Below are 22964 nucleotides of genomic sequence, written 5' to 3' on the forward strand. Positions count from 1 at the left end.
TCCCTCAACCCTTCAGACCTGCGACGTAGGCGCGCAGGGAGTCGTCTACCGGAGCGGGCGAGAAGCCCGATGCGATGATCTTGGTCAGGTCCAGACGGCTGTTCCGCGGACGCGGTGCCACCGGACCGGTCGCCGAGGCGAAGTAGTCCTCCGTCCTCACGGCCGTGACGCGCTCGGGGTCGTGGCCGCCGAGACGGAAGACTTCGCGCGCGATCTCGGCCCAGGACCGGGCATCGCCCGATCCGGTCACGTTGTAGACGCCGTAGGCGGCATCCGATTCGTAGAGGTGCGCGATCGCGTCCGCGATGTCCGAGGTGAAGGTGAGGCGCCCGAACTGGTCGCCTACGACCCGCGGGTCGATTCCACGCTCGGCGAGCGAGTGCATGGTCCGGACGAAGTTGCCTCCCTCGCCGATGACCCAGGAGGTGCGCACGACGTAGTGCCGCGACGCCGTGGATGCGGCGAGGTCACCGGCCGCCTTGGTCTGGCCGTAGACGCCGAGCGGGCGCAACGGGGCGTTCTCGTCGTAGGCGCCGTCGACCGTTCCGTCGAAGACGTAGTCGCTCGACACATGCACCAGGGTGATGCCGTGATCGTCGGCGACACGGGCGAGCGCGGCGACCGCGGTCGCGTTCGCCGCCCACGCCTGCTCTCGGCCCTCCGGAGTCTCAGCAAGGTCGACCGCGGTGTACGCGGCGGCGTTGACGATCAGACCGTAGTCGCGCCACCGCCGAGCGGACGAAAGGTCCGAAGCGGTCACATCGATGTCGTCGCGTGTGGCGTACTCGATGTGGGCGGCGTCTCCGAAACGAGCGCGCAACGCGAGTCCGAGTTGCCCGGAGGCCCCGAGGACGAGGATGCGCTTCGGCGGGATCGGGGTGACGTCGGCGAGCCGGGGGTGCGCCTTGTCCTTCTCCGAGATCTCGACATCGGCGAGCGGGATGGGCCACGCCACCGCGGCCGTCTCGTCGCCGAGGTTCAGGAACGAATACGAGGCATCGGGGGACCAATGGTCGTTGACGAGGTACGTGTACGCCGTGTCGGCCTCGAGCGTCTGGTACGAGTTGCCCACGCCCCGAGGGACGTAGATCGCCCGAGACGCGTCGATCTCCGTGGTGAACACGGTGCCGAAGGTCGGTCCTTCGCGCAGGTCGACCCACGCGCCGAAGATGCGCCCGGTCGCCACCGAGACCCACTTGTCCCACGGCTCCGCGTGGATACCACGCGTCGTGCCGACGGCGTCGTTGAACGAGATGTTGTTCTGCACCGGGCCGAAGTCCTCGAGCCCGAGCGCCAGCATCTTCTCGCGCTGCCAGTTCTCCTTGAACCATCCGCGCGAGTCCCCGTGGACGGGCAGTTCGAACACGACGAGGCCCGGGATGGGCGTCTCGATCCGTTCGAGCTGCTTCCCGAACGCGGTGCTCACTGGCCCTTGCCCGCGTAGAACGCCTCGACGGCGTCCTTGGACGGCGCCCACCAGGCTTCATTGTCGCGGTACCACTGGATCGTCGAGGCGAGTCCGGCCTCGAAGTCCGAGAACTGCGGAGCCCAGCCGAGCTCGTCGCGCAGCTTGCTCGAGTCGATCGCGTAGCGGAGGTCGTGGCCGGCGCGGTCGGTGACGTGATCGTACGCGTCCGCAGGCTGGCCCATCTCGGTGAGGATCAGCTCGACGACGGACTTGTTGTCCTTCTCGCCGTCGGCGCCGATGAGGTACGTCTCGCCGATCGCGCCCTTCTCGAGGATCGTCAGCACGGCCGAGGAGTGGTCGTCGGCGTGGATCCAGTCGCGGACGTTGTGCCCGGCACCGTAGAGCTTCGGACGGATGCCCCGGATCACGTTCGTGATCTGACGCGGGATGAACTTCTCGACGTGCTGGTACGGGCCGTAGTTGTTCGAGCAGTTCGAGATGGTCGCCTGGACTCCGAACGACCGCACCCACGCGCGCACGAGGAGATCGCTCCCCGCCTTGGTCGAGGAGTAGGGCGAGGACGGGTTGTACGGCGTCGACTCGGTGAAACGCTCGGGATCATCGAGTTCGAGGTCGCCGTAGACCTCGTCGGTGGAGATGTGGTGGAGACGGACGTCGTGTCGTCGTGCGGCCTCGAGCAGGGTGTACGTGCCGATGATGTTGGTGTCGAGGAACGGCCGGGGGTCGTTCAGCGAATTGTCGTTGTGCGACTCCGCGGCGTAGTGCACCACGGCATCCGTGTCGGCGAAGAGGCCGTCGACCAGGCCGGCATCCGTGATGTCGCCATGGACGAACGTGAGCCGATCCTCGGGGAGTCCCTCGAGCGACCGCCGGTTCCCGGCGTAGGTGAGGGCGTCGAGCACCGTGACGTGGTGCTCGGTGTTCTCGATCACGTGGTGGACGAAGTTGGAGCCGATGAAACCGGCCCCTCCGGTGACGAGCAGACGGGTCATGCGTGGCCTCTCTTGAGGATGTCGAGCAGATAGGCGCCGTAGCCGGACTTGAGGAGCTTCTCGGCGCGTTCGCGCAGCTCGTCGTCGCTGAGGAAGCCCTGGCGCCAGGCGACCTCCTCCGGCATCCCGATCTTCATGCCCGTACGACGCTCCATCGTGCGCACGTACTCGGCGGCGTCGGTCATCTGGTCGAACGTTCCCGTGTCGAGCCAGGCGGTGCCGCGCGGGAGGACCTCGACCTGGAGCTTGCCACGCTCGAGGTACTCACGGTTGATATCGGTGATCTCGTACTCGCCGCGGGCGCTGGGCGCCAGATTACGAGCGATCTCGATCACGTCGTTGTCGTAGAAGTAGAGGCCGGGAACGGCGTAGTTGCTCTTGGGGGAGGCGGGCTTCTCCTCGAGCGAGACCGCGCGTCCTTCGGCGTCGAACTCGACGACACCGTAGGCCTCGGGCTCGGCGACCCAGTACGCGAAGACCGCCCCGCCGTCGATGTTCTCGAAACGCTGCAGACGGCTGCCGAGCCCCGGACCGTAGAGCAGGTTGTCGCCGAGGACCAGGGCGACCGAGTCGTCGCCGATGAAGTCCGCGCCGATCGTGAACGCCTGCGCGAGTCCGTCCGGAGAGGGCTGCTGCGCGAACGTCAGGTTCACGCCGAACTGCGACCCGTCGCCGAGGAGGCGCTCGAAATGCGCCGCGTCGTGCGGCGTCGTGATCACGAGGATGTCGTTGATCCCTGCCAGCATCAGCGTCGAGAGCGGGTAGTAGACCATCGGCTTGTCGTAGACCGGGATCAGCTGCTTCGAGACGCCCAGCGTGATCGGGTGCAGCCGCGTGCCGGACCCGCCGGCGAGAATAATGCCTTTCACGCCTCTATGTTGTCACACCGTGCCCGGATCACCCTGTCCGGCCGCAGGGGGAGCGCCCTCGCCGAGATCGCAGCCCAGCCGGGATATCCTGGTTCGGTTGTCGGTGAGAGGGTCTGGAATACATGGAAATGCTCGAACTGCTCTGGCCTGCCGCCGTGCTTCTCGCGCTGTACGCCGTCTTGGGCGGAACGTTGGCGTGGCTGATCGGACTGCGCGGGCTCTGGGCCGTGGCCGCCGCACCGGCGTTCGCCATGACCGTGGTCGGGGGTGCGAGTCTGCTCGCCGGCTTCGCCGGGATCGGCTGGTCGATCGTGCCGTGCCTCGTCCTGGCTGCGGTGATCGGCGTGGGGATCCATCTCGTACGCCGCCGCGGACGGCGTGGCGTGACCTCGTCGCCGTCGACGTCGCGGTGGTGGACCATCGGCGCCGCTGTGGCCGCAGCGGTGGTCATCGGACTGCAGATCTTCGCGGTGATCGGTCAGCCGTCGGCGATCTCGCAGACGTTCGACAACGTGTTCCACCTCAACGCCATTCGCTACATCATGGACACCGGCGCCGCCTCGCCCCTCGAACTCGGGCAGATGACGAGCCCGAACGGCGGAGTTCCTTTCTATCCGTCGGCCTGGCACGCGACCGCCGCCATCGTGGCGCAGCTGAGCGGGGTCGGCATCCCCGCCGTCGTCAACGCGCAGACGCTCGTGATCGCCGCGGTCATCTGGCCGCTGAGCGCCATGCTCCTGGCGCGGACGCTCATGGGGAAGTCGGCGACCGTCACCGTCACCGCTGCGATCGTGAGCTGCGCCATCCCGATGTTCCCGATCCTGCCGATGGACTACGGCGTCCTTTACCCGTTCCAGCTCGCTCTCGCCGTGGTCCCCGTCACGGTGGCGGCGACGGCATCCGCCTTCGGAATCGGAACATCGGCGAAGGACCTCGCGCCGGGCTGGTGGGGTTTCGTCGCGCTCGGCGCGATCCCCGGCGTCGCCCTCGCGCACCCGGGCGGATTCGTCGCCTGGCTCGCGTTCTCGGTGCCGATCGTTCTCGTCTTCGTGGTGCGCCTGTGGCGCGCGCATCGATCCGGTCGGGTTCGCGCGGCACTCGCCGCCGGCGTCCTCGCTTACTTCGGCGTCGGTGTTCTCCTGCTCATGGTGCTGCGCCCGCCGCTGCCGACCCGCGGGTGGCCGACGGCCCTCACTCCCGGACAGGCGGCGCTCGAAGTCGCGCAGGTGTCGATGTTCTACGGAACGATCGCAATCGGCGTCGCGATCGCCGTGCTCCTCGGCCTCTTCTGGGTTCTGAAGGAGCGCAGTGAGGCGCTCGTGGTCGGTGCGGCTCTCTGGGCGATCGGCGCGATCCTTTTCATCGTCGTCATCTCACTGCCCATCGGTCCCATCCGGGATGCGCTGACGGGGAGCTGGTACAACAACTGGCCGCGTCTGGCGGCGGTGTTCGGGATCGCGCTGGTCCCGCTCGCGACCCTGGGGATCGCGCGCACGGTCGAGGCGATCGGGCGGCTCTGGTCGCGGGCCCAGCCCGACGGACATCTCCTGCGCGTGATCGCCGGCGTCGTCGCCGCCGCGATCGGCTTCGTGGTCCTGCCGCTTCCCGCCATCCCGGCCGCCGTCGCGCAGGCGCAGATCCGCTTCGTGCTGGACGAGGGTTCTTCCCTCATCAGCTCGGACGAAATGGCCCTGCTCGAACGCCTCCCCGAGCACGTCCCCGCAGGCTCCGTAATCGCCGGTAACCCGTACACCGGCACCGCACTCGCGTACGCGATCGGTGGGCGCCAAGTGCTCATGCCGCACATCCTGGTGGACGTCTCCGACGATGCGGCGACAATCAACGACCACCTCGCCGACGCCGAGTCGATGCCCGCCGTGTGCGATGCGGCCGAGGCGCTCGACGTCCGGTTCGTCCTCGATTTCGGGGATCGGGAGGTGCACGGCGGATCGCATCCGCTCGCAGGCCTCGAGGATCTCGAGGAATCGGGAGCGGTGCGCCTGGTCGACAGCCAGGGCGATGCCAGACTGTACGAAGTGACCGCCTGCGGTCTCGGCTGAACACGGAGAGACTTCCCTCATGAGCGACACCACGCGCATCGATCGCGTCCTGGTCCTCGTCCCCGCGTGGAACGAGGAGCGCAGCGTCGGCGACACCGTGCGCGAGATCCGGGCGGCCTCGTCGCGGTACGACGTCGTCGTGATCGACGACGGGTCGACCGATGACACGGCCGAGGTGGCCCGAGCCGCCGGCGCGGCCGTGCTCTCCCTGCCCTTCAACCTGGGCGTGGGCGGTGCGATGCGCACCGGGTTCACCTATGCGGCGCGCGAGGGCTACGGAGCCGCGATCCAGGTGGATGCCGATGGGCAGCACGACCCCGTCGACATCGATCGGGTGCTCGCCGGCCTGGAGCACGCCGACATCTCGATCGGCGCGCGCTTCTCCGACGTCGGCGACTACTCGGTGCGCGGCCCCCGGCGCTGGGCGATGCTCTTCCTCGCCTCGGTGGTGTCGCGCATCGCCAAGACGCGGTTGACCGATGTGACGAGCGGTTTCCGCGCGGCGAACACCCGCGCGATCGCCCAATACGTGCACTATTACCCGGCCGAGTATCTCGGTGACACCCTCGACTCACTCGTCGCCGCGCTGCACGCCGGGCTGACGGTCACGCAGGTCGGCGTCGCGATGCGCCCGCGTGCGCATGGCAATCCCAGCCAGGGCCCGCTCGGTTCCACGGTCTACCTGCTCAGGTCGGTGTTCGCGCTGCTGCTGGCCGCGATGCGACGTACTGGCTCACAGCGACAGGAGGAACGCGCATGATCGTCTTCGTCGGGATCGTTCTCGCCGTCCTGATCGTCGTGATCGTCCTGTGGATGCTCCTCACGCGCAAACTGCGCGAGAAGTACGCGGTCCTCTGGCTCGTGATCGCCGTCTCGGTGCTCATCGTCGGGCTGTTCCCCGGCCTGCTGGGCGGGCTCACGGCGTTGCTCGGTGTGCAGGTCCCCTCGAACCTGCTCTTCGCGACCGCGATCCTCCTGCTCCTCGGCGTCGCCCTGCACCTCTCGTGGGAGCTCAGCCAGGTCGAGGAGGAGACGCGGCGACTCGCGGAGGAAGCAGCCATCCTCCGCACGCAGCTGGAGAGCGTCGAGGGCAGGCTCGCGAAGCTCGAGGCTCCCCGGACGGGGTCGGACGGCGAACCCTCCTGACGGGGCGTCAGCGCCGAGGCGGGGTGACCGCTCGGGCGACGGCGCGTCGGCCACCGCTGAGTGCTCCGCCGATCCAGCTCGCCCGGTACTCCCAGGTGAAGCGCTCGGGGACGATCTCCCGTGCGCGTCCCGCACGGAGCAGTGACAGCGCGGTGCGCAGCCTGCGGGAGCGACCGAAGGCCAGCTCCTGACGGGAATCGGTCGCGTCGTCGGTGCGACGCGCGGCGAGGGTGTCGACCATCAGTTGGCGCCAGCCCACGTAGGCCCAGAACGTCATCCGGAAGATCGACCGGGGGCTCCGTGAACCTTCGAAGCGCTGGGACTGCGCGAGCACGTTGGTGATGGAACTGCGGATGCTTCCGCTGCCCAGCCTGCTCGGGTCGCCGAACACGTTCGCATCGTGCTGGACGTAGTCCTGGACGACGTCGTCGATGATGCGGGTGCCCCGGTGCGCCGACGCGACGACGGCGAGCCAGTGATCGTGCGCGGCCGCCCGAGTCGAAGCTCGGGGGAACGGCAGTGCGGTCGGCAACACTTCGGGGTGGAACACGCAGAGCGAGCCGGTGAACTCGTTGGAGAGGATCGTGAAGATCGCGCCGTGGTCGTGACGCGTCGTACGGCCCGTCTCCACTTCGGAGGGGTACGAGACGAGCCGGGCCTGGGCCGAGACGAGAGAGACCTCGTCGAGGTGCGGGAGGAGCTTCTCGATCTTGTCCGCGTCCCAGCGGTCGTCCTGGTCGCAGAGGGCGATCCACTCGCTCCGCTCGTCGACGGCGAGGAGGCCGCGTTCGAAGTTCAGGTAGAAACCGAGCCGTGTGCCGTCGCCGACGATGCGGAATCGGGCGTCTCCCTCGGTGATCTCGGCGACCAGCGCGGCGATCGGCTCGGGATCGCCGTCGACCGAGATCACGCACTCCCACTCGCGGACCGTCTGCGCCTGCAGGGAGGTCAGCTGCCGGCGGAAGAGCTCCGGGTCGGGGGAGTAGGCGGCGAGCACGATCGTGCCGAAGGGATGTGTCGACACAGGCGGCCTTCCGAGTCTGCGGGGATTGAACAGCGAATGAAGCTAGTCTAAATGCGCCATGCTCGTGATTCCCTTCTCCGTCCGTCGTCCGGTGCGTCTCGGATGAGTGCTTCCCCCGTGTGGGCGGTGTTCTCGACGTTCCGTCCCGGTGACGCCGCTCTGGACGCCGTCTCCTCCGTCGCCGAACAGGTCGAGGGAGTGATCGTCGTCGACGACGGCTCGGGGCCCATCGCCGAGGCGGTACTCGACAGGCTCGAGAGCGCGGGGGCGATCGTCGTCCGCAGGCCCGACAACGACGGGATCGCGGCGGCGCTCAATGACGGGATCGCACGCGCGCTCGACGCCGGTGCCGCCTTCGTGATCACCTTCGACCAGGATTCCCGGGTGGCGGAGGGGTTCGTCCGGAACCTCGTCTCCGCCCATGACGTCGCGACCCGTGCCGGTATCCACGTCGGCCTCGTCGTGCCGGAGTACTTCGCCGGCGTGCGTCAGCAGACGGGGCCTGAGGCGACCTTCGGTGACGCCGCCAACGTCATCCAGTCGGGGATGCTGATCCCCGCGGCCGTGATCGCCGAGGCGGGACCCCTGCGGGAGGATTTCTTCATCGACCTCGTCGACATGGAGTTCGGGCTGCGGGTCCGCGCCCGCGGTTGGCGGGTACTCGCCGCAGGAGGGGTGCGGATGGAGCACACGCTCGGCACCCGGTACCGGCGCGAGTTGTTCGGCCGCACGGTCGTGCTCCCGGGGGTCCCCGCGGAATTCAGCCTGAGCACGCCATTCCGTTACTTCTACCGCGTGCGGAACCGCCTGATCCTCAACCGCGAGTACTTCCTCTCCGCACCGGGGCAGATCATCCGGGAAACGCTGCTCGACGGCATCCACTTCGCGAACGCCTGGTGGGTCGCGAGGCCGCGCCGCGCGCTGGCGCGTGTGTACCGGGCCGCTCTCGTCGCCGCCGTGCGCGGTCGGATGGGGCGGATGCCGGACGCGCTGATGCCGATCGCGGCCGAGATCCGGTGGGACGCCCCCGTGGTCGCGGAGGGGGAGAAGTGAGCGGGCCCATCCGGACGGCGGTCGGCCGTCTCAGCGGGTTCACGATCTCCGTCGGCGTCGTGACGCTGATCGGGATCGTCTCGATCCCGCTCCTGACCTCGTCCCTCGGGAAGTCGACCTGGGGAACGCTCGCACTCGTGCAGACCGTCTCGCAGTTCGGCGGCATCCTCGTGGCCTTCGGCTGGGGAGCGACGGGTGCGGCCACCGTCGCCGGCATCCCCATCGGGCAACGCCAGGCCTTCTATCGCACGTCGCTGCGCGCCCGCGCGTTGCTCTACGTGCTCGTGCTGCCGGTCATCGCCGTGATCCTGACTCTCCTCACACGCGGCGACGTGCTGATCTCGGTGCTCGGCGCCGCGGTGTACCTGTTGCCGCAGCTCGGGGCGATCTGGTACTTCACGGGCGAGGGCAAGCCGATGCGCCTGTTGCTCTGCGACACGCTCCCGACCGTTGCGGGAGGCATCGCCGGCGTGATCGGCGCCGTCGTCACGGGGGAACTCTGGGTCTACCTCGTCGCGCAGGGCCTCGGCTTCATCGGTGCTGTCGTGCTCGACGCCGTCGTCGTACTGCGAGGTTCGTTCGGAGCCGCGCACACTCCGGTTCCCCTGCGCACCGCGCTGAGCGGGCAACGGCATGCCGTGTCGGCGACGCTCGTCAGCGGTCTGTACGTCACCCTGCCGATGGTGGCCGTGCAGGCGTTCCTCCCCGGGCTTCAGCCGATGTACGCGTTTGCCGACCGTCTCTTCAAGTACGCGTCGGTCGCTCTGCTCCCCATCCAGCAGTACTTCCAGAGCTGGGTGCCCGACCCCGAAGCCGACTTCCGTCGCCGTGCCCGGATCGCGACCGTCGCCGCCATGCTCATCGGCGTCGTCGGCGGCACGTGCATCGCGGTGCTGAGCCCCTGGGTCTCCACGCTCCTCTCGGTGGGGGAGATCAGCGTGCCGTGGCAGGTGTCGCTGCCCCTCGGCGTCGCCTTCGTGGGCATCGCCACGGCCGCCATCGTCGGCTACGCGTGCCTGGTCGTCGTCGGGCGCGTGCGCGCGCTCGCCGTGTCGACGCTCATCGGTGCGATCGTCGGAGCGCCGCTGATCCTCGTCTTCGCCGCAGCCGGATCCGTTCCGCTCGTGGCCTGGGCCGTGGCGATCTCCGAGCTCTGCGTCGGCGGCTATCAGGTTCTCGTCCTGCGGCGGGAGCTGCGCAAGCCGATCACGGAGGTGGCGTCATGAGCGCGGTGCGGGTGAGCGTCTGCATGGCGACGTACAACGGCGAGCGGTTCCTCGGCCCGCAGATTGAGTCGATCCTGCGGGAGCTCGAACCCCAGGACGAGCTCGTCGTCGTCGACGACGCCTCGAAGGACGGAACCGTCGCCGCGCTGGAGGCTTTCGACGATCCGCGCATCCGCGTGCACGCACGCCAGGAGAACCGCGGGTACGTCAAGACGTTCGAAGAGGCTCTGGGACGGGCGACCGGAGACATCCTGATGCTCTCCGATCAGGACGACGTCTGGGTGCCAGGGCGTCGCGCGCTGTTCGTGGCGGCGCTCGAGGACTCCGCCGTCGCGGCATCCAACCTGGTACTGCTCGGTTCGGACGAACCGCTGCCGAATCCGCTCACCCGTCGCCCGTGGCGGCTGCGCGCCGCGTGGTCCCGGCAGGGCACCCGTAACGCGCTGCGGATCTTCGCGGGCATGGCCCCGTATTACGGATGCGCGATGGCGATCCGCCGCGACGTCATGGATCGGATCCTTCCGTTTCCGGACTACCTCGACGAGAGCCACGACCTCTGGATCGCGCTCTTCGGCAATGCGCACCGCACCATGGCGCACATCGAGACGGCGACGATCCGGCGACGCATTCACGACGCGAACGCCTCTCCGTCCCGTCCGCGTGGCATCGGAGCGGTGCTCCGCGCGCGCGTGATGCTGCTGCGTGCGTGGGGGAGCGCCCGCCGCCGCTGATCAGCGGAGGATGTGCCGCCAGAGGGCGCGGCGTCCGGCGGCATCGCCACGACGGAGCACCGTCGGCACCGTCGTGAGAGCGTGGAGCCGCGCGAACAGGCGGGCTCGGGCCGCTCGGGCCGTTGATCGCCATCCGCGCGTATCCGCTCGTCGCGCGGTCTCGAGGAAGAATCGACGGTCGTCGGTGAAGCGGGAGCCGTCGAGGATCGCCTTCTGTGAGGCGCTCTCGGTGTGCCGGCGGTAGGCGAACACCTCGTCGTCGATCACGACGAGCGATCCGCCCGCGAACGCGATGTCGAGCAGGATCGCGAGGTCGAGCACGATGGGCAAGTCGTCGCGGAACTCGTGAGCCCGGATCGCCTCGGTGCGGAAGAGCAGCGAAGGCCAGTACAGCCAGTTCCCCTGCGTGAGACTTGTCGCGAGGCGCTCGTCCGACAGCACGGCGTCGCCCGTTCGCGTGTCGGGGCGGAGCATTCGCTGCTTCACGCGATCGACGAGAGGCAGCGACGGTGCGCCGTTCTCGTCGATGACCTGCACGCCCGGCTGGAAGACGGCGGCATCCGGATGCCGTCGCACGGCGTCGCGCAGGGCGGCGACGTAACCCGGCAGGAGCAGATCGTCGCTGCCCAGCACCACGAGGTGATCAGCCGTCGCGAGCCTCACACTGGCGCGGAAGTTCTCGATGATCCCGACATTCACGTCGTTGCGCACGTACCGGACGCGCGGGTCGTCAAGCTGCGCGAAGTACTCGGCCACGGTCGGGTCGGGATACGCGTCGTCGATCACCGTCAGCCGCCACTCGGGATCGGTCTGCCCGAGCACGGATTCGACCGTCTGCCGCAGCAGCAGGGGGTCGCCCCAGAAGGGCAGCATGATATCGATGGTCATCGTGCCTCCAGCATACGAGCGAGCGGCGGTTTGGCTGCACGGCGGCGTGCGCGGCGAGACGGCGGCGAGTTCTGTCCCAGGTAGCATGGGAACGCCAACGGCCGCCCCCGACGGGTCCGGCCGCGACGGGTCCTTCGACAGGGATCCAGACAGGAAAGAAGCATCCATGGACCTCCTCATCGTCGGCTCCGGTCTCTTCGGACTCACCATCGCCGAGCGGGCAGCCGCGGCCGGACGCAAGGTGACCATCCTCGAACGACGCCACCACATCGGCGGCAACGCGTACAGCGAGGCCGAGGCCACCACCGGCATCGAGGTCCACCGCTACGGGGCGCACCTCTTCCACACGTCGAACGCGACGGTGTGGGAGTACGTCAACCGCTTCACCACCTTCACGAACTACGTCCACCGGGTGTACTCCGCTCACAAGGGTGTGGTCTATCCGCTGCCGATCAACCTCGGCACGATCAACCAGTTCTTCCAGTCCGCGTACAGCCCCGCCGAGGCGCGGGCGCTCATCCAGGAGCAGGCCGGCGAGTTCGACCCGGCGTCGGCGAGCAACCTCGAGGAGCGCGGCATCGGCCTCATCGGACGCCCGCTGTTCGAGGCGTTCATCCGCGATTACACGGCCAAGCAGTGGCAGACCGAGGCGAAGGACCTCCCGGCCTCGATCATCAGCCGCCTCCCGGTGCGGTACACGTACGACAACCGATACTTCAACGACACCTGGGAAGGGCTGCCGACCGACGGGTACACCGCCTGGCTCGAGCGCATGGCCGATCACCCCAACATCGACGTGCGTCTCTCGACCGATTTCTTCGACGAGGCGCAGCCCCTCAACAAGGCGGCGGTCGTCGGGCAGGTACCCATCGTCTACACCGGTCCCGTGGATCGCTACTTCGACTACACCGAGGGCGAGCTGAGCTGGCGGACCATCGACCTCGAGGAAGAGGTCCTCGACATCGGCGACTTCCAGGGCACCAGCGTCATGAACTACCCGGACGCCGACGTGCCCTTCACCCGTATCCACGAGTTCCGCCATTTCCACCCCGAGCGCGCGGATCGCTACCCGAAGGACCGCACGGTCATCATGCGGGAGTTCTCTCGGTTCGCGGGTCGCGACGACGAGCCCTACTACCCGGTGAACACCGCGACCGACCGTGAGCGCCTCCTCGCCTACCGCGAGCTGATGGCGGGGGAGAAGGACGTGCACTTCGGCGGACGCCTCGGCACCTACCAGTACCTCGACATGCACATGGCCATCGGCTCGGCGCTGTCGATGTGGAACAACACGCTCGCCTGATCGGCGACCGGACGATGTTCCTCACACCGGGATGAGCGAGACCTCGATCGGCGCGCCGGGTTCGGCGCGGCGCTACCTGCACTCCCTCTGGCTCCTGTCGGCCCGCGATCTCCGCGTGCGCTACGCCACGAGCTGGCTGGGATATCTGTGGTCGGTACTCGACCCTCTGCTGATGAGCCTGATCTACTGGTTCGTCTTCACCCAGGTCTTCTCGCGAACGGTCGGTGAGCAGCCCTACATCGTCTTCCTGATCTCGGCGCTCCTGCCGTGGGTGTGGTTCAACTCGGCCGTCACCGACTTCACCCGCGCCTTCAGCCGCGACTCCAAGCTCGTGCGCTCCACCGCGATCCCGCGATCGATCTGGGTCAACCGGATCGTGCTGAGCAAGGGCATCGAGTTCCTCTGCTCGCTGCCCGTGCTCGCGGCCTTCGCGATCTTCGCGGGTGCGACGGTGTCGTGGCAGCTGCTGTGGTTCCCTGTCGCGGTGCTCCTGCAGGCGGTTCTGCTGGTGGGCCTCGGACTCCTGGTGGCTCCGCTGTGCGCGCTGTACGCCGACCTCGAGCGCACCACCCGCCTGATCCTGCGCGTGCTGTTCTACGCCTCACCGATCATCTACGCCGGCTCCGACCTCCCGGGGGCTTTCGGCGAGTTCGCGGCGGCCAACCCGCTGTTCGGCATCTTCAGCCTCTACCGGGTCGCGTTCTTCCCCGATCAGTGGAACCCCACCGAGATCCTGGGCGCGGTGCTCGTCAGCGCCCTCATTCTGGTGCTCGGCATCCTCGTCTTCCGGCGCCTCGAGCCCGCTGTCCTGAAGGAGCTGTGATGAGCGCGATCGAGGTCGTCGATCTGGGCGTCCGCTTCCGCCGTAATCGCCGAGGCCGCCGAAGTTTCAAGGATCTCTTCGGAGGCAAGGGCCGCGGCAAGCGTCCCGGCGAGTTCTGGGCCCTCCGGAACGTCTCGTTCACGGTGCAGCCCGGCGAGTCCATCGGTGTCGTCGGTCGCAACGGCCAGGGCAAGTCCACGCTGCTCAAGCTCGTGGCCGGGGTGCTCCTCCCCGACGAGGGGCGCGTGGACGTCCACCAGGGCGTCGCGCCGTTGATCGAGCTCACCGGAGGTTTCGTCGGCGATCTCACGGTGCGCGAGAACGTGCGTCTCACCGCGGGATTGCACGGGATGAGCCGCGCGGAGATCTCCCGTCGGTTCGACGGCATCATCGCGTTCGCCGAGCTGCAGGACTTCCTCGACACCCCCTACAAGCATCTGTCGAACGGTATGAAGGTGCGTCTCGCCTTCTCCGTCGTCTCGCAGCTCGAAGAGCCGATCCTTCTCGTCGACGAGGTGCTCGCGGTGGGGGACAAGGCCTTCCGTGAGAAGTGCTATCGCCGCATCGACGAGCTGCTCGCCGAGGGTCGCACGCTCTTCTTCGTGAGCCACAACGAGCGAGATCTGCGTCGGTTCTGCGAGCGCGGTCTCTATCTCGACAAGGGGGCGCTCGTGCTCGACGGCCCGATCGGCGACGTGCTCGACCGGTACAACGCCGACAGCACCCCGGCCTGAGCCGGCAGCCCCGGCCTGAACGGAATGCCGCGCCCCGGATCAGATCTCGATGAGATCCCGAAGCGCCTGGAGTCGCTCACGAGCCGTCGTCACAGAGTCCGTCGTGCCCCCGCCGCTCTCGGCGGCGGAGCGGACCTCGCTCAGCGCCGCGGAGTACTCCGAGACGGCGGTGAACCAGGAGTCCGAAATCGACGTGGGCGGCGTCGTCTCCGCCAACCGCTGAGCATCCTGCTGCAGCTGATCGACGACTCCGACGGCGTCCTGCCCGCTGAGCTGAGCCAGCATGTCGAGGCCGCGGACGCCGTCATCGAGGCGGGGCTGCACCTGTGCCACGAAAGCGGAGAGGTCGGGTGCCGGCGCGACCGGGGGAGTGCCCGGCTCCTCGGACGGGTTCTCGGAGGCTCCTGGATCGGGCTCACCCGACGGCGACGGGCTCGCGGTCTCCGAGGACGACGGTGACGGCGACGGGGAGCCGCCCGGCGTCTCACCGCGGAGCAGGAAGAACCACAGGAGCGCCGCCACGATCGCGAGCGCCAGGATCACCGAACCGATGATGATCCAGATGCGTGCACGATTCTTCGGTTTGGGTGGGATGGGGGCCCAGCGCAGTTCCGGCTGAGGGGTGTTCGACATCACGCCTCCAGGGGCGGCATCGGCTGCCAGGAGCGATCCCGGGAGATCTTCCGCCCCTCCTTGAGGCCGCGGAACAGATTGCTGGTTCCGCGCACGGTGCGCTCGACGAAGACCAGGCGGATCAGCTCCTTGGCGAAGGTCATCGCCGTGCCCAGGCCGAAGAGCACCGGGTTGTAGGTGTCGTGGATGCGGTAGTAGTGCTTGATGTGGGCACGGTTGCGCATGATGTAGAAGCGATACGCGTTGCTCGACGCGTTCATGTGGCGGATGCCCATGTCCCACTGCTTGATCTCGCGGGTACGGCGCAGCACGAACTCATCGACGATCACGGCGGTCGTGAGGCGCGATGCCAGCCAGCCGTACATCTGATCGTCCCAGTAGATGAAGAAGCGATGGTCGGGGAGGCCGATCCGCTTCACGATCGAGCGGTGGATGAACATCCCCTCGAAGCATCCGCTGTTCATCTCCTTGAACCCCGAGGCGTCGAAGCCGGACGGCGCGAACGGGATCGGGATCCCCATGCGCTCGGCGATCCGGTACTGCCAGTAGAACTCGCTGCCGTCGTAGTCGTAGCGGCGTCCCTGGATGCTCTTGAACCGCGAGGACCACTTGCCCATCTTCGCGAGACCGTCGGGGATGACCTCGACGTCGTCGTCCATCATCCAGATCCATTCGGAACCCAGCTCGTACGCCGTGCGCATGCCTTCGCTGAACCCACCGGATCCGCCGGTGTTCGTCTCGAGGCGGCGGTAGACGATCTCGGTGCCGATGCCCGCCCGGAACGACTCCACGACCTCGGTCGTGTCGTCGGCGGACGCGTTGTCGATGATCACGACGTGGCCCGGCTTCGGGTCCATCGTCGTGATGCTCTCCAGCAACCCGGTGAGCAGGTGCGAGCGGTTGTAGGTGACGATGACGATCGTCGCCGTGGCCGGGTCGAAGGCGACGGATGCCGCGGTCATGCCTGCTCCTCGAAGATCTGCTCCCAGGATTCTGGCGAGACGAGTCCGGGCAGCGCATCGCGGTACTGCTTCTGCAGCTCCGGCCACCTGCGCTGCAGTTCTGCGTGGAGGCGCACGCTCTCGCGCAGCATCCGGCGGTACTTCGCGCGGTCGCGCGTGTAGATGTTCTTCCCCGACCCGTCGGCCGTGCTGACGAGTGCGCTGTCGAAGACCGGAAGGCGCCACCAGTGCGCATCGTCCTTACCGAACTCCACCTCGGGCTGGGCCACGTTGGCGGGATTCGGCTTGTGGAGCCAGTGCGCGATCAGCGTCGTCAGGGTGAACTTGCGCAGCGCCAGGCCGCTCGGGCTGTCGTACTCGTGCCGTGAGCGCTGTCGCTGGAAGACCTGGCGTCCACGACGCGAGTGGAGGACGGCCGTCGGGTCCTTATGGATCACGGTCTCGGGGTACTCCGACGACAGCGCTCGGGCGGCCGGCATCGCGGTCGCGAGCGTGCGCCGCATGTGGTCCGGGCCGGAGAGCACGTCGCGCAGGGCGCGCGCACGGAGGGCCACCGGGTAGTACTGCATCATCATGAGGTGCTTGAGGTCCACGCGGCGGCTGTGTCGGATCAGGCGCCCGCCCTTCGGGGCGTTCGAGTGGAGGAGCCCCGCCACGATGCGGTTGCGGGCATGGAAGTACGCCTGCCAGTCGATCGAGTCGTCCTTGTTGAGCCACGACACGTGCCACAGGGCGACGCCCGGCATCGACACCGTCGGGAATCCGGCCTCGCCAGCGCGCAGGCAGAACTCGGCATCGTCCCACTTGATGAACGCGGGGAGTGAGAGACCGACCTTGCGGATCGCATCGAGGGGGATGAGACACATCCACCAGCCGTTGTAGGCGGAATCCATGCGCATGTGCAGAAGCGGCGACTGGCGCAGGTTCGAGGCGCCGAAGTCGTGCGGCATCTCCTCCTGATAGAGGTTGCGCCACATGAACGGCGCTTCGTCGACGACCTCGGCCCAGCCGTGCAGCTTGGGCCGGTCGAGCAGATCGAACATGTGGCCACCCACGAGCACCGGGTTCGTGGCGTACCGCCCGAAGACGACGGAACGGCGCAGCGACTCCGGCTCGATGCGCACGTCGTCGTCGAGGAGCTGTACGAAGTCGCTCTCCGGGCGCTGCAGGGTCTCGTGCATCGCCCGGGCGAAGCCGCCGGAGCCGCCGAGGTTCGCCTGCCGGATCACCTGGAGGGTCTCGCCGAGCTCGGCCGCGACCTCCGTGAATCCGTCCTGATCGGCGACGAGCTGGGTGCCCTGGTCGACGAGGAAGATGCGGTCGACGAACTCGAGAGCATCGGGCGATGCGGCGAGGGCCTGCAGGGTCTCGACGCAGTAGTCGGGCTTGTTGTAGGTCGTGATTCCCAGCGAGGCCTTGCCCGTGCGGGCCGGCTCCTGCTCGGTGGTCCACTCGGCGCCCTCGAGGATGACGTTACTCTCGTCGGCGACGACGTCGAACCAGAGCCATCCGCCGTCGCTGTACTGGGTGAGTTCGAGGTCGAACGTCGTCGACGATTCGCCGGTGACCTCGCTCGTGGCGACGCGCTGACGCACACCGGAGCCGTTCGATCGGTACACGAGGAGGGTGGCGGATCCGCTGGTGCGGACGGTCAGCTGCACCTGGCGGATGCTCGTCCAGTGCTGCCAATACGAGGCGGGGAACGCGTTGAAGTACGTGCCGAGCGACACTCGTCGGCCAGCGACGATGCGGGCGCGGTGGCGGCCGAGGATGTTGCCGAGATGCGCACGGTTCGAGACGCGCACCGGCTCGTTCTCGATGACCGACCACGTCTCGGGGTCGGCGTACAGCGGGAGGAGGTCGGGGTCGCGATCGAGCGGGAAGACGACGTTCTGCAGGACGTGGGCCACGGGGGAGTTCTCCGGAGGGGTTTGCGCCGACTGCCGCCGGACGGGCGGAGCAGTGGACTCTGCGAGCAGTGAGTAGCCTACCCTCCACCACCTCGGGATCCGCGGAGAGTCGGCGGGTCCCGGGCGGTGTCGAGGGCGCGGGATAGGATGGCGGGCGATGAAGGTATTGATCACCGGCGGTGCGGGATACATCGGATCGACTGTCGCGACGGCGTGCCTGGAGGCCGGGATCGAGACGGTCCTGATCGACGATCTGTCGACCGGGCTGCGCGCGTTCGGCGAGGGGCGGGGCCTCTACGTCGGCGACATCGCGGATGCCGAGGTCCTCGACCGGGTGCTGGCCGACCACCCCGACATCGACGCCGTGGTGCACTGCGCCGCGCGGATCGTGGTGCCCGAGTCCGTCGACGATCCCCTGGGCTACTACGACACGAACGTGGGCAAGACGGTGCTGCTCCTCGCACGCCTCCGCGCGGCCGGAATCGATCGGATCGTGTTCAGCTCCTCCGCCGCGGTCTACGCGGCCGAGACCGGCGGCGGGGTCGACGAGTCCGGGGCGCTCGCACCGTCGAGTCCGTACGCCTCGACGAAGGCCATGGTCGAGCAGATCCTCCGCGATGCGGCGGTGGCCGGCGACTTCCGCGCGATCGCTCTGCGCTACTTCAATCCGATCGGTGCCGACCCCCGCCTGCGCACCGGGCTCCAGAACCCGCGACCGACCCATGCGCTCGGCAAGATCATGCAGGCGAAGGCCGAGGGCGTGCCGTTCACGATCACCGGCACCGACTGGCCCACGCGCGACGGTTCCGGCCTGCGCGACTACATCCATGTGTGGGACCTCGCCCTCGCCCATGTCGCCGCCGTGCAGCGCTTCGACGACATCGTGACGACGCCGGATCCCTACCGGGTGATCAATCTGGGCACCGGCGACGGCGTCACCGTGCGCGAACTCGTCGCCGCCTTCGAGCGGGTGACGGGGGAGACCCTTCCCGTCGTCGATGCGCCGCGTCGCGCAGGGGACCAAGCCGGAGCCTTCGCGATCGTCGATCGAGCGCACGATCTGCTCGGTTGGCGCGCGGAGCGATCGACCGACGACGGCGTGCGCGATGCCCTCGACTGGGCGGAGAAGCTGCCCGCCGTGCGCGCCGCCTCCGACGCGCTCTGATCGAGCGTTCGCTCAGCCCTGCGCGCGCAGCGTCGGGATCACACCCGTGTGCGCGGCGTCGATGTTCTCCCGCCAGGAGCGCGACTGGCCGGCGCGCAGCGCGCAGAGCACGAGCAGGAACCACCCGGCTCCCACCAGGGTGAAGCTCTCGAAGACCGAGTCGACGGCGAGCGTGATCAGAGTGATGGGCGTCCACGCGTAGACGACGGAACGGCGCACGCTCGCCACCAACCAGGAACGAACGAGCGCGACGCCTCCGAGCAGGAGGAACAGCACGAGTCCGGCGGTGCCGAGCTGGAGCAGGACGTCGAAGAAGGCGTTCAGTGCGCTTTGATGACGATCGTCGAGCAGGAAGTTGATGTACGTGAAGGGGTATTCGCCCCGCGCCCATGCCCCGAACCAGCCCCAGCCCTCGATCGGCTTGAGGGCGACGAAGTCGAGGATGGTGTTCCACAGGGTGGCGCGGATCGAGAAGTCCGAACCCGCGTCGAGCAGCGCGATGATCTGGTGCCGGAAGGCGAAGGCCACCGCCACGGCAGCGGTGACGAGCACGCTGAGCGACCATTGCACGATGCTGCGTCGGGCCGGGGGCGAGTGCCGCACCAGGGTCAGCGCCGCCGTCACGATCCCCACCGCGGCGGCGAGGACGAGCACGGTCGGGGAGGACGAGAAGGCGGCGAGGAGTGCCGCGAGAGCGATGGACGGGATGGCGATCGCTCGACTCACGGACTGGGTACGCCACTCGATCACGAAGGTGATGAGGGCGATCACGGCGACGAAGCCGAGCATGTTCCGGCTGCCGAAGATGCCCTGGACGGGGCCGCCGGCCGCGAGGTTCCCCTGGATCCCGAGCGCGACGAACGGCACGTCGAGCAGGATGCCGGAGAGGGTCTCGAGCGCGAGGGAGACGACGAGGAGTCCGCGCAGCGCATCGCCGAGAGCGCGGACGGTCTGCAGGGTGTCGCGGATATGCCCGACGGTGAGGGCGAGGAACGCGTAGCCGAACAGCGACGACCACCCCAGCAGCGTCTCGCCGCGGTCGGTCGTCCACACCAGGCTCACCAGCGCCCACCCGAGGAAGGCGTAGAGCGAGAACGGTGCCAGGCGCAGCGCGGAGAGCTCCTCGCGCCGCGCCCACAGGATCGCCGCTCCGAGCAGGCAGAGCACGGCGATGATCGTCGCGAGCGTCACACGCGAGGTCAGTCGCTCGATCGCGAACGATCCGAACACGGCGGTGATCACCGCGAGCGTGAATGCCCTGGCCATCTCGACCGATCCGAGGAGTCGGACCGCACGGGTGGTCGACGTCACGGGATCCGCCGGGCGCGCGCGCCGCGGTCGAACAACTGCTCCCGCTCGCCGACGCCGATCAGGGGCACCGACTTGAGCTTGAACGTGAACATCACCAGCAGCATCCATCCCCAGAGCATGATCGGGGTCGACTCGGAGAGTCCCTGCACCAGCAGCACGATCGTGAACATGCTCGGCAGGAGCGTGATCGGCGAGAAGTTGCGCGAGGAGTTGAGATCCCATCGGGGGCGGTCGACGGCGAAGAACCACGACCGCCAGAGCAGGCTCAGATACGAGATGCCCATCAGGATCACGCCGAGGACGCCGAGCTGCATGAGCACGTCGAGCCACATGTTGTGCGCGTGGAAGACGGTGAGGCCGTGGTCGACGATCCAGCCGTCGAAGGCGGGATCGTCGGGAATCCACGGACTCGAGAAGCCGTTGCCGAACAACGGATGCTGGGCAGCGCGCTCGAGCACCGCGGTCCAGATCTTGTCGGAGCGCCCCGTCAGGTCGGCGCTGCGTCCGACCAGGCCGAGCAGCGGCTCCCGGAGCAGCCACACGGCGGCGGCGAGCACGGCGGAGCCGCCGATCGCGATCACGTAGATGCGCGTGCGGTCCCCGGGCGTGCGCGCGCGACGCATGACGAGGGCGACGGCCAGCGCGACGCCCACGGCGGCGGCGCAGATGAGGGCGGTGGTCGAGGCGGTGCGCACGAGGAAGAACGCGGCGAGCAGCATCCACAGCGCGAGCGTGGTCCGCCAGCGCGCGCGGGCGGCGAAGAGCACTCCGAAGGTGAGGATCGCGAACAGGGAGATGATCGCGAGGATGTTCGCGTTCGCCACGATGCCCTGGAGCCGACCGCCGTCGAACAGGTTGTCGCGCACCCAGTACAGCTGCGGGTCGATCCCGTCCTCGGGGATGACGGCGAAGTTCGGAAGCAGCGGGCCGTGGATCACCAGCGACACCCACAGCTCGAGCGCGATCGAGAGGCCGAGGATCCACTTGAACGTCGACGAGAGGGCACGCACGATCTCGTGCCACGTCAGCACGTGCGCGACGAACAGTCCGTTGACGGTCACCGCGGCGAGGAGCAGCCAGGTGAGCAACGTCGGTCCCCGCCACTGAGACCACGCGACCGAGACGAGCGCGAGGGTCGTGTAGGCGAGAGCCGTCCACGGCAGGCGCCGCCAGCGGAACGCCTGGGGGCGGTTGCGCGCCAGCATCGGGACGCCGATCGCGACCGTGGCCAGCGTGAACACGACGAGCACGACGGCGGCGCCGAGCATTCCGAGGAGGTTGTAGACGGCGGTGTGCGCGAACGTGACGAAGAGCGTGAGGATCACGTAGCCGCGCAACAGCAGATGCCCCGTCGATTCCCGCTCGGGGGCGGTCGGCGGGGCGCTCACCGGATGCTGGGTGTACTGGGCCATCGCGATCAGGGTACCGCGAGGCGGTCACGTGCGTCTGTGAGCGGCGTGGCGCGCTCTACGCTGGGAACATGCTGCTGCACCTCACCAATGCACCCCGCGACTACGCCTGGGGATCGGAGACCCTTCTCGCCGAGCTCGAAGGGCGTGCGCCGAGCGGCGCCCCCGAGGCGGAGGTCTGGTTCGGGGATCACCCGGGCGACCCCGCGGATGTGGTGGGCGGCGGCACGCTCGATGCGGTCACGGGCGGAACGCTTCCGTACCTGCTGAAGCTGCTCGCCGCCGCTCAGCCGCTGTCGATCCAGGTGCACCCGACCCTGGCGCAGGCGAAGGAGGGCTGGGAGCGCGAGAGCGGCCTCGCGCTCGACGATCCGCAGCGCAACTATCGCGACGCGAACCACAAGCCCGAGTTGCTGGTCGCGCTGAGCGAGCGCTTCGAGTCGCTCAGCGGCCTGCGCCCGGTCGCACAGACGTTGCAGCTCATCGATGCCCTCGCACCCACCGCCGCGGTCGTCGTGCTCCGCGAGCGTCTCTCCGCCGAAGGTGACGTCCTGCGCGACACCCTCGAGTGGCTGCTCGACGGGTCGGCGGGCGAGGCCGTCGACGGCGTCATCGACGCGGTCGTCACCGCCTCCCGCGGGGACGCGGGGGAGTGGAGCGACACTCTGCGCGCGATCGCGCGGATCGCCGACACCTACCCCGGTGACCCGGGGGTCGTGGTCGCGCTGCTGATGAACCACCTCGTGCTGCGCCGGGGCGAGGGCGTCTTCCTGCGGGCCGGTCTCCTGCACGCCTACCTCTCGGGCCTCGGCGTGGAGATCATGGCCGCCAGCGACAACGTGCTCCGCGGGGGACTCACGCCCAAGCGGATCGACGTGCCGGAACTCCTGTCGCTCGTCGACACCGCCCCCGGGCTGGTCCCGGTGCTGCGCCCTGCCGAGGAGGGCGCGATCACGACGTACGACGTGCCGGTTCCGGACTTCGCGTTGCGCCGCATCGTGCTCGACGGCTCGCCGACGAGCGTGCCCGTCGACGGCCGGACCATGGTGCTCGCCACGGGCGGCACGGTTCGCGTCGAAGGCGCGGATGCCGCGATCGATCTGCCCGTCGGGGCCGTCGCCTATGCGTCCGACGACGAGACCGAGCTGCGTCTGTCCGGCCTCGGCGAGGTCTTCATCGCGTCTCCGGGGCACTGACGCGCGACGTCTGCGCCCGAGTCCACCTTCGGGCGCGCGACACGCCGATATACCGTCAAGAACCTTCAATACATGATTGAGGGTTTACGATCCGCGACTT

General features: G+C 68.4%; 21 protein-coding genes. 11 read left to right on the forward strand and 10 right to left on the reverse strand.

Annotated elements, in window-relative coordinates; genetic code table 11:
• Nucleotides 1–4 precede the first annotated feature (4 nt).
• The 3 genes from KV396_RS12345 to rfbA are packed head-to-tail and all read right to left on the reverse strand — an operon-like array spanning nucleotide 5 to nucleotide 3290.
• Entirely contained in the window at nucleotides 5–1426 is a 1422-nt protein-coding gene (locus KV396_RS12345) for a sugar nucleotide-binding protein (RefSeq protein WP_247955902.1), read from the reverse strand.
• The gene (gene rfbB / locus KV396_RS12350) at nucleotides 1423–2421 is read right to left on the reverse strand and encodes a dTDP-glucose 4,6-dehydratase (protein ID WP_247955903.1); all 999 of its coding nucleotides are present in this window, start codon (nucleotides 2419–2421) and stop codon (nucleotides 1423–1425) included. Before rfbB ends, KV396_RS12345 begins: the two co-directional genes overlap by 4 nt.
• The gene (gene rfbA / locus KV396_RS12355) at nucleotides 2418–3290 is read right to left on the reverse strand and encodes a glucose-1-phosphate thymidylyltransferase RfbA (RefSeq protein WP_247955904.1); all 873 of its coding nucleotides are present in this window, start codon (nucleotides 3288–3290) and stop codon (nucleotides 2418–2420) included. The genes rfbB and rfbA overlap by 4 nt, the downstream gene beginning before the upstream one ends.
• A gap of 122 nt (nucleotides 3291–3412) precedes the next feature.
• Between rfbA and KV396_RS12360 the strand changes: the two genes are divergently transcribed.
• The 3 genes from KV396_RS12360 to KV396_RS12370 are packed head-to-tail and all read left to right on the forward strand — an operon-like array spanning nucleotide 3413 to nucleotide 6496.
• Nucleotides 3413–5350, forward strand: a complete 1938-nt coding sequence (locus tag KV396_RS12360) for a DUF6541 family protein (RefSeq protein ID WP_247955905.1) — start codon at nucleotides 3413–3415, stop codon at nucleotides 5348–5350.
• Nucleotides 5351–5369: 19 nt separating this feature from the next.
• A complete protein-coding gene (locus KV396_RS12365; RefSeq protein ID WP_247955906.1) occupies nucleotides 5370–6110 on the forward strand; it encodes a glycosyltransferase family 2 protein in 741 nt (246 codons plus the stop codon).
• Nucleotides 6107–6496, forward strand: coding sequence for a DUF2304 domain-containing protein (locus KV396_RS12370; protein ID WP_247955907.1), 390 nt, complete (start codon nucleotides 6107–6109; stop codon nucleotides 6494–6496). Before KV396_RS12365 ends, KV396_RS12370 begins: the two co-directional genes overlap by 4 nt.
• Before the next feature lie 7 nt (nucleotides 6497–6503).
• On the opposite strand, the gene KV396_RS12375 is transcribed toward KV396_RS12370, so the two are convergent.
• Nucleotides 6504–7520 carry a glycosyltransferase gene (locus tag KV396_RS12375; protein ID WP_247955908.1) on the reverse strand — a complete coding sequence of 339 codons (1017 nt, stop codon included), beginning with the start codon at nucleotides 7518–7520 and terminating at the stop codon, nucleotides 6504–6506.
• Nucleotides 7521–7622: 102 nt separating this feature from the next.
• On the opposite strand from KV396_RS12375, the gene KV396_RS12380 reads away from it, so the two are divergent.
• From KV396_RS12380 to KV396_RS12390, 3 genes are read left to right on the forward strand one after another with little or no spacing between them, the layout of a single operon-like run.
• Nucleotides 7623–8573: a glycosyltransferase gene (locus tag KV396_RS12380; RefSeq protein WP_247955909.1), complete on the forward strand. Its 951-nt coding sequence runs from the start codon at nucleotides 7623–7625 to the stop codon at nucleotides 8571–8573.
• Complete coding sequence (locus tag KV396_RS12385) at nucleotides 8570–9799, forward strand: lipopolysaccharide biosynthesis protein (protein ID WP_247955910.1); 1230 nt, start codon at nucleotides 8570–8572, stop codon at nucleotides 9797–9799. The genes KV396_RS12380 and KV396_RS12385 overlap by 4 nt, the downstream gene beginning before the upstream one ends.
• Nucleotides 9796–10530 (forward strand): glycosyltransferase, encoded by a 735-nt coding sequence (locus tag KV396_RS12390; RefSeq protein ID WP_247955911.1) that lies wholly within the window; start codon nucleotides 9796–9798, stop codon nucleotides 10528–10530. Before KV396_RS12385 ends, KV396_RS12390 begins: the two co-directional genes overlap by 4 nt.
• Here KV396_RS12390 and KV396_RS12395 read toward each other — a convergent pair whose 3' ends face one another.
• Nucleotides 10531–11418 carry a glycosyltransferase family 2 protein gene (locus tag KV396_RS12395; protein WP_247955912.1) on the reverse strand — a complete coding sequence of 296 codons (888 nt, stop codon included), beginning with the start codon at nucleotides 11416–11418 and terminating at the stop codon, nucleotides 10531–10533.
• A gap of 166 nt (nucleotides 11419–11584) precedes the next feature.
• Here KV396_RS12395 and glf point away from each other — a divergent pair, with 166 nt between their 5' ends.
• Genes glf through KV396_RS12410 form a run of 3 tightly spaced genes read left to right on the forward strand, consistent with a single transcriptional unit; the run spans nucleotide 11585 to nucleotide 14278 of the window.
• A complete protein-coding gene (gene glf, locus KV396_RS12400) occupies nucleotides 11585–12721 on the forward strand; it encodes a UDP-galactopyranose mutase (protein WP_247955913.1) in 1137 nt (378 codons plus the stop codon).
• A 31-nt stretch (nucleotides 12722–12752) separates the two neighbouring features.
• Nucleotides 12753–13544, forward strand: coding sequence for an ABC transporter permease (locus KV396_RS12405; RefSeq protein ID WP_247622888.1), 792 nt, complete (start codon nucleotides 12753–12755; stop codon nucleotides 13542–13544).
• Complete coding sequence (locus KV396_RS12410) at nucleotides 13544–14278, forward strand: ABC transporter ATP-binding protein (RefSeq protein ID WP_247632515.1); 735 nt, start codon at nucleotides 13544–13546, stop codon at nucleotides 14276–14278. The genes KV396_RS12405 and KV396_RS12410 overlap by 1 nt, the downstream gene beginning before the upstream one ends.
• A gap of 39 nt (nucleotides 14279–14317) precedes the next feature.
• Here the strand turns inward: KV396_RS12410 and KV396_RS12415 are convergent, their stop codons facing one another.
• The 3 genes from KV396_RS12415 to KV396_RS12425 are packed head-to-tail and all read right to left on the reverse strand — an operon-like array spanning nucleotide 14318 to nucleotide 17783.
• Nucleotides 14318–14911, reverse strand: a complete 594-nt coding sequence (locus KV396_RS12415; RefSeq protein ID WP_247955914.1) for a hypothetical protein — start codon at nucleotides 14909–14911, stop codon at nucleotides 14318–14320.
• Nucleotides 14911–15873: a glycosyltransferase gene (locus tag KV396_RS12420; protein ID WP_247955915.1), complete on the reverse strand. Its 963-nt coding sequence runs from the start codon at nucleotides 15871–15873 to the stop codon at nucleotides 14911–14913. The genes KV396_RS12415 and KV396_RS12420 overlap by 1 nt, the downstream gene beginning before the upstream one ends.
• Nucleotides 15870–17783, reverse strand: coding sequence for a glycosyltransferase (locus tag KV396_RS12425; RefSeq protein ID WP_247955916.1), 1914 nt, complete (start codon nucleotides 17781–17783; stop codon nucleotides 15870–15872). Before KV396_RS12425 ends, KV396_RS12420 begins: the two co-directional genes overlap by 4 nt.
• 157 nt (nucleotides 17784–17940) lie before the next feature.
• Between KV396_RS12425 and galE the strand changes: the two genes are divergently transcribed.
• Nucleotides 17941–18948 (forward strand): UDP-glucose 4-epimerase GalE, encoded by a 1008-nt coding sequence (galE, locus tag KV396_RS12430; RefSeq protein WP_247632508.1) that lies wholly within the window; start codon nucleotides 17941–17943, stop codon nucleotides 18946–18948.
• A gap of 12 nt (nucleotides 18949–18960) precedes the next feature.
• On the opposite strand, the gene KV396_RS12435 is transcribed toward galE, so the two are convergent.
• Together KV396_RS12435 and KV396_RS12440 are read right to left on the reverse strand one after the other, a co-directional pair.
• Entirely contained in the window at nucleotides 18961–20214 is a 1254-nt protein-coding gene (locus KV396_RS12435) for an O-antigen ligase family protein (protein ID WP_247955917.1), read from the reverse strand.
• A gap of 41 nt (nucleotides 20215–20255) precedes the next feature.
• Nucleotides 20256–21671, reverse strand: coding sequence for an O-antigen ligase family protein (locus tag KV396_RS12440; protein ID WP_247632506.1), 1416 nt, complete (start codon nucleotides 21669–21671; stop codon nucleotides 20256–20258).
• Between the two features lie 68 nt (nucleotides 21672–21739).
• Here KV396_RS12440 and manA point away from each other — a divergent pair, with 68 nt between their 5' ends.
• Nucleotides 21740–22864 (forward strand): mannose-6-phosphate isomerase, class I, encoded by a 1125-nt coding sequence (gene manA / locus KV396_RS12445; RefSeq protein WP_247955918.1) that lies wholly within the window; start codon nucleotides 21740–21742, stop codon nucleotides 22862–22864.
• The last annotated feature ends 100 nt before the right edge of the window (nucleotides 22865–22964 follow it).

Origin of the sequence: Microbacterium galbinum, assembly GCF_023101185.1 — a bacterium.
GTDB lineage: Bacteria > Actinomycetota > Actinomycetes > Actinomycetales > Microbacteriaceae > Microbacterium > Microbacterium galbinum.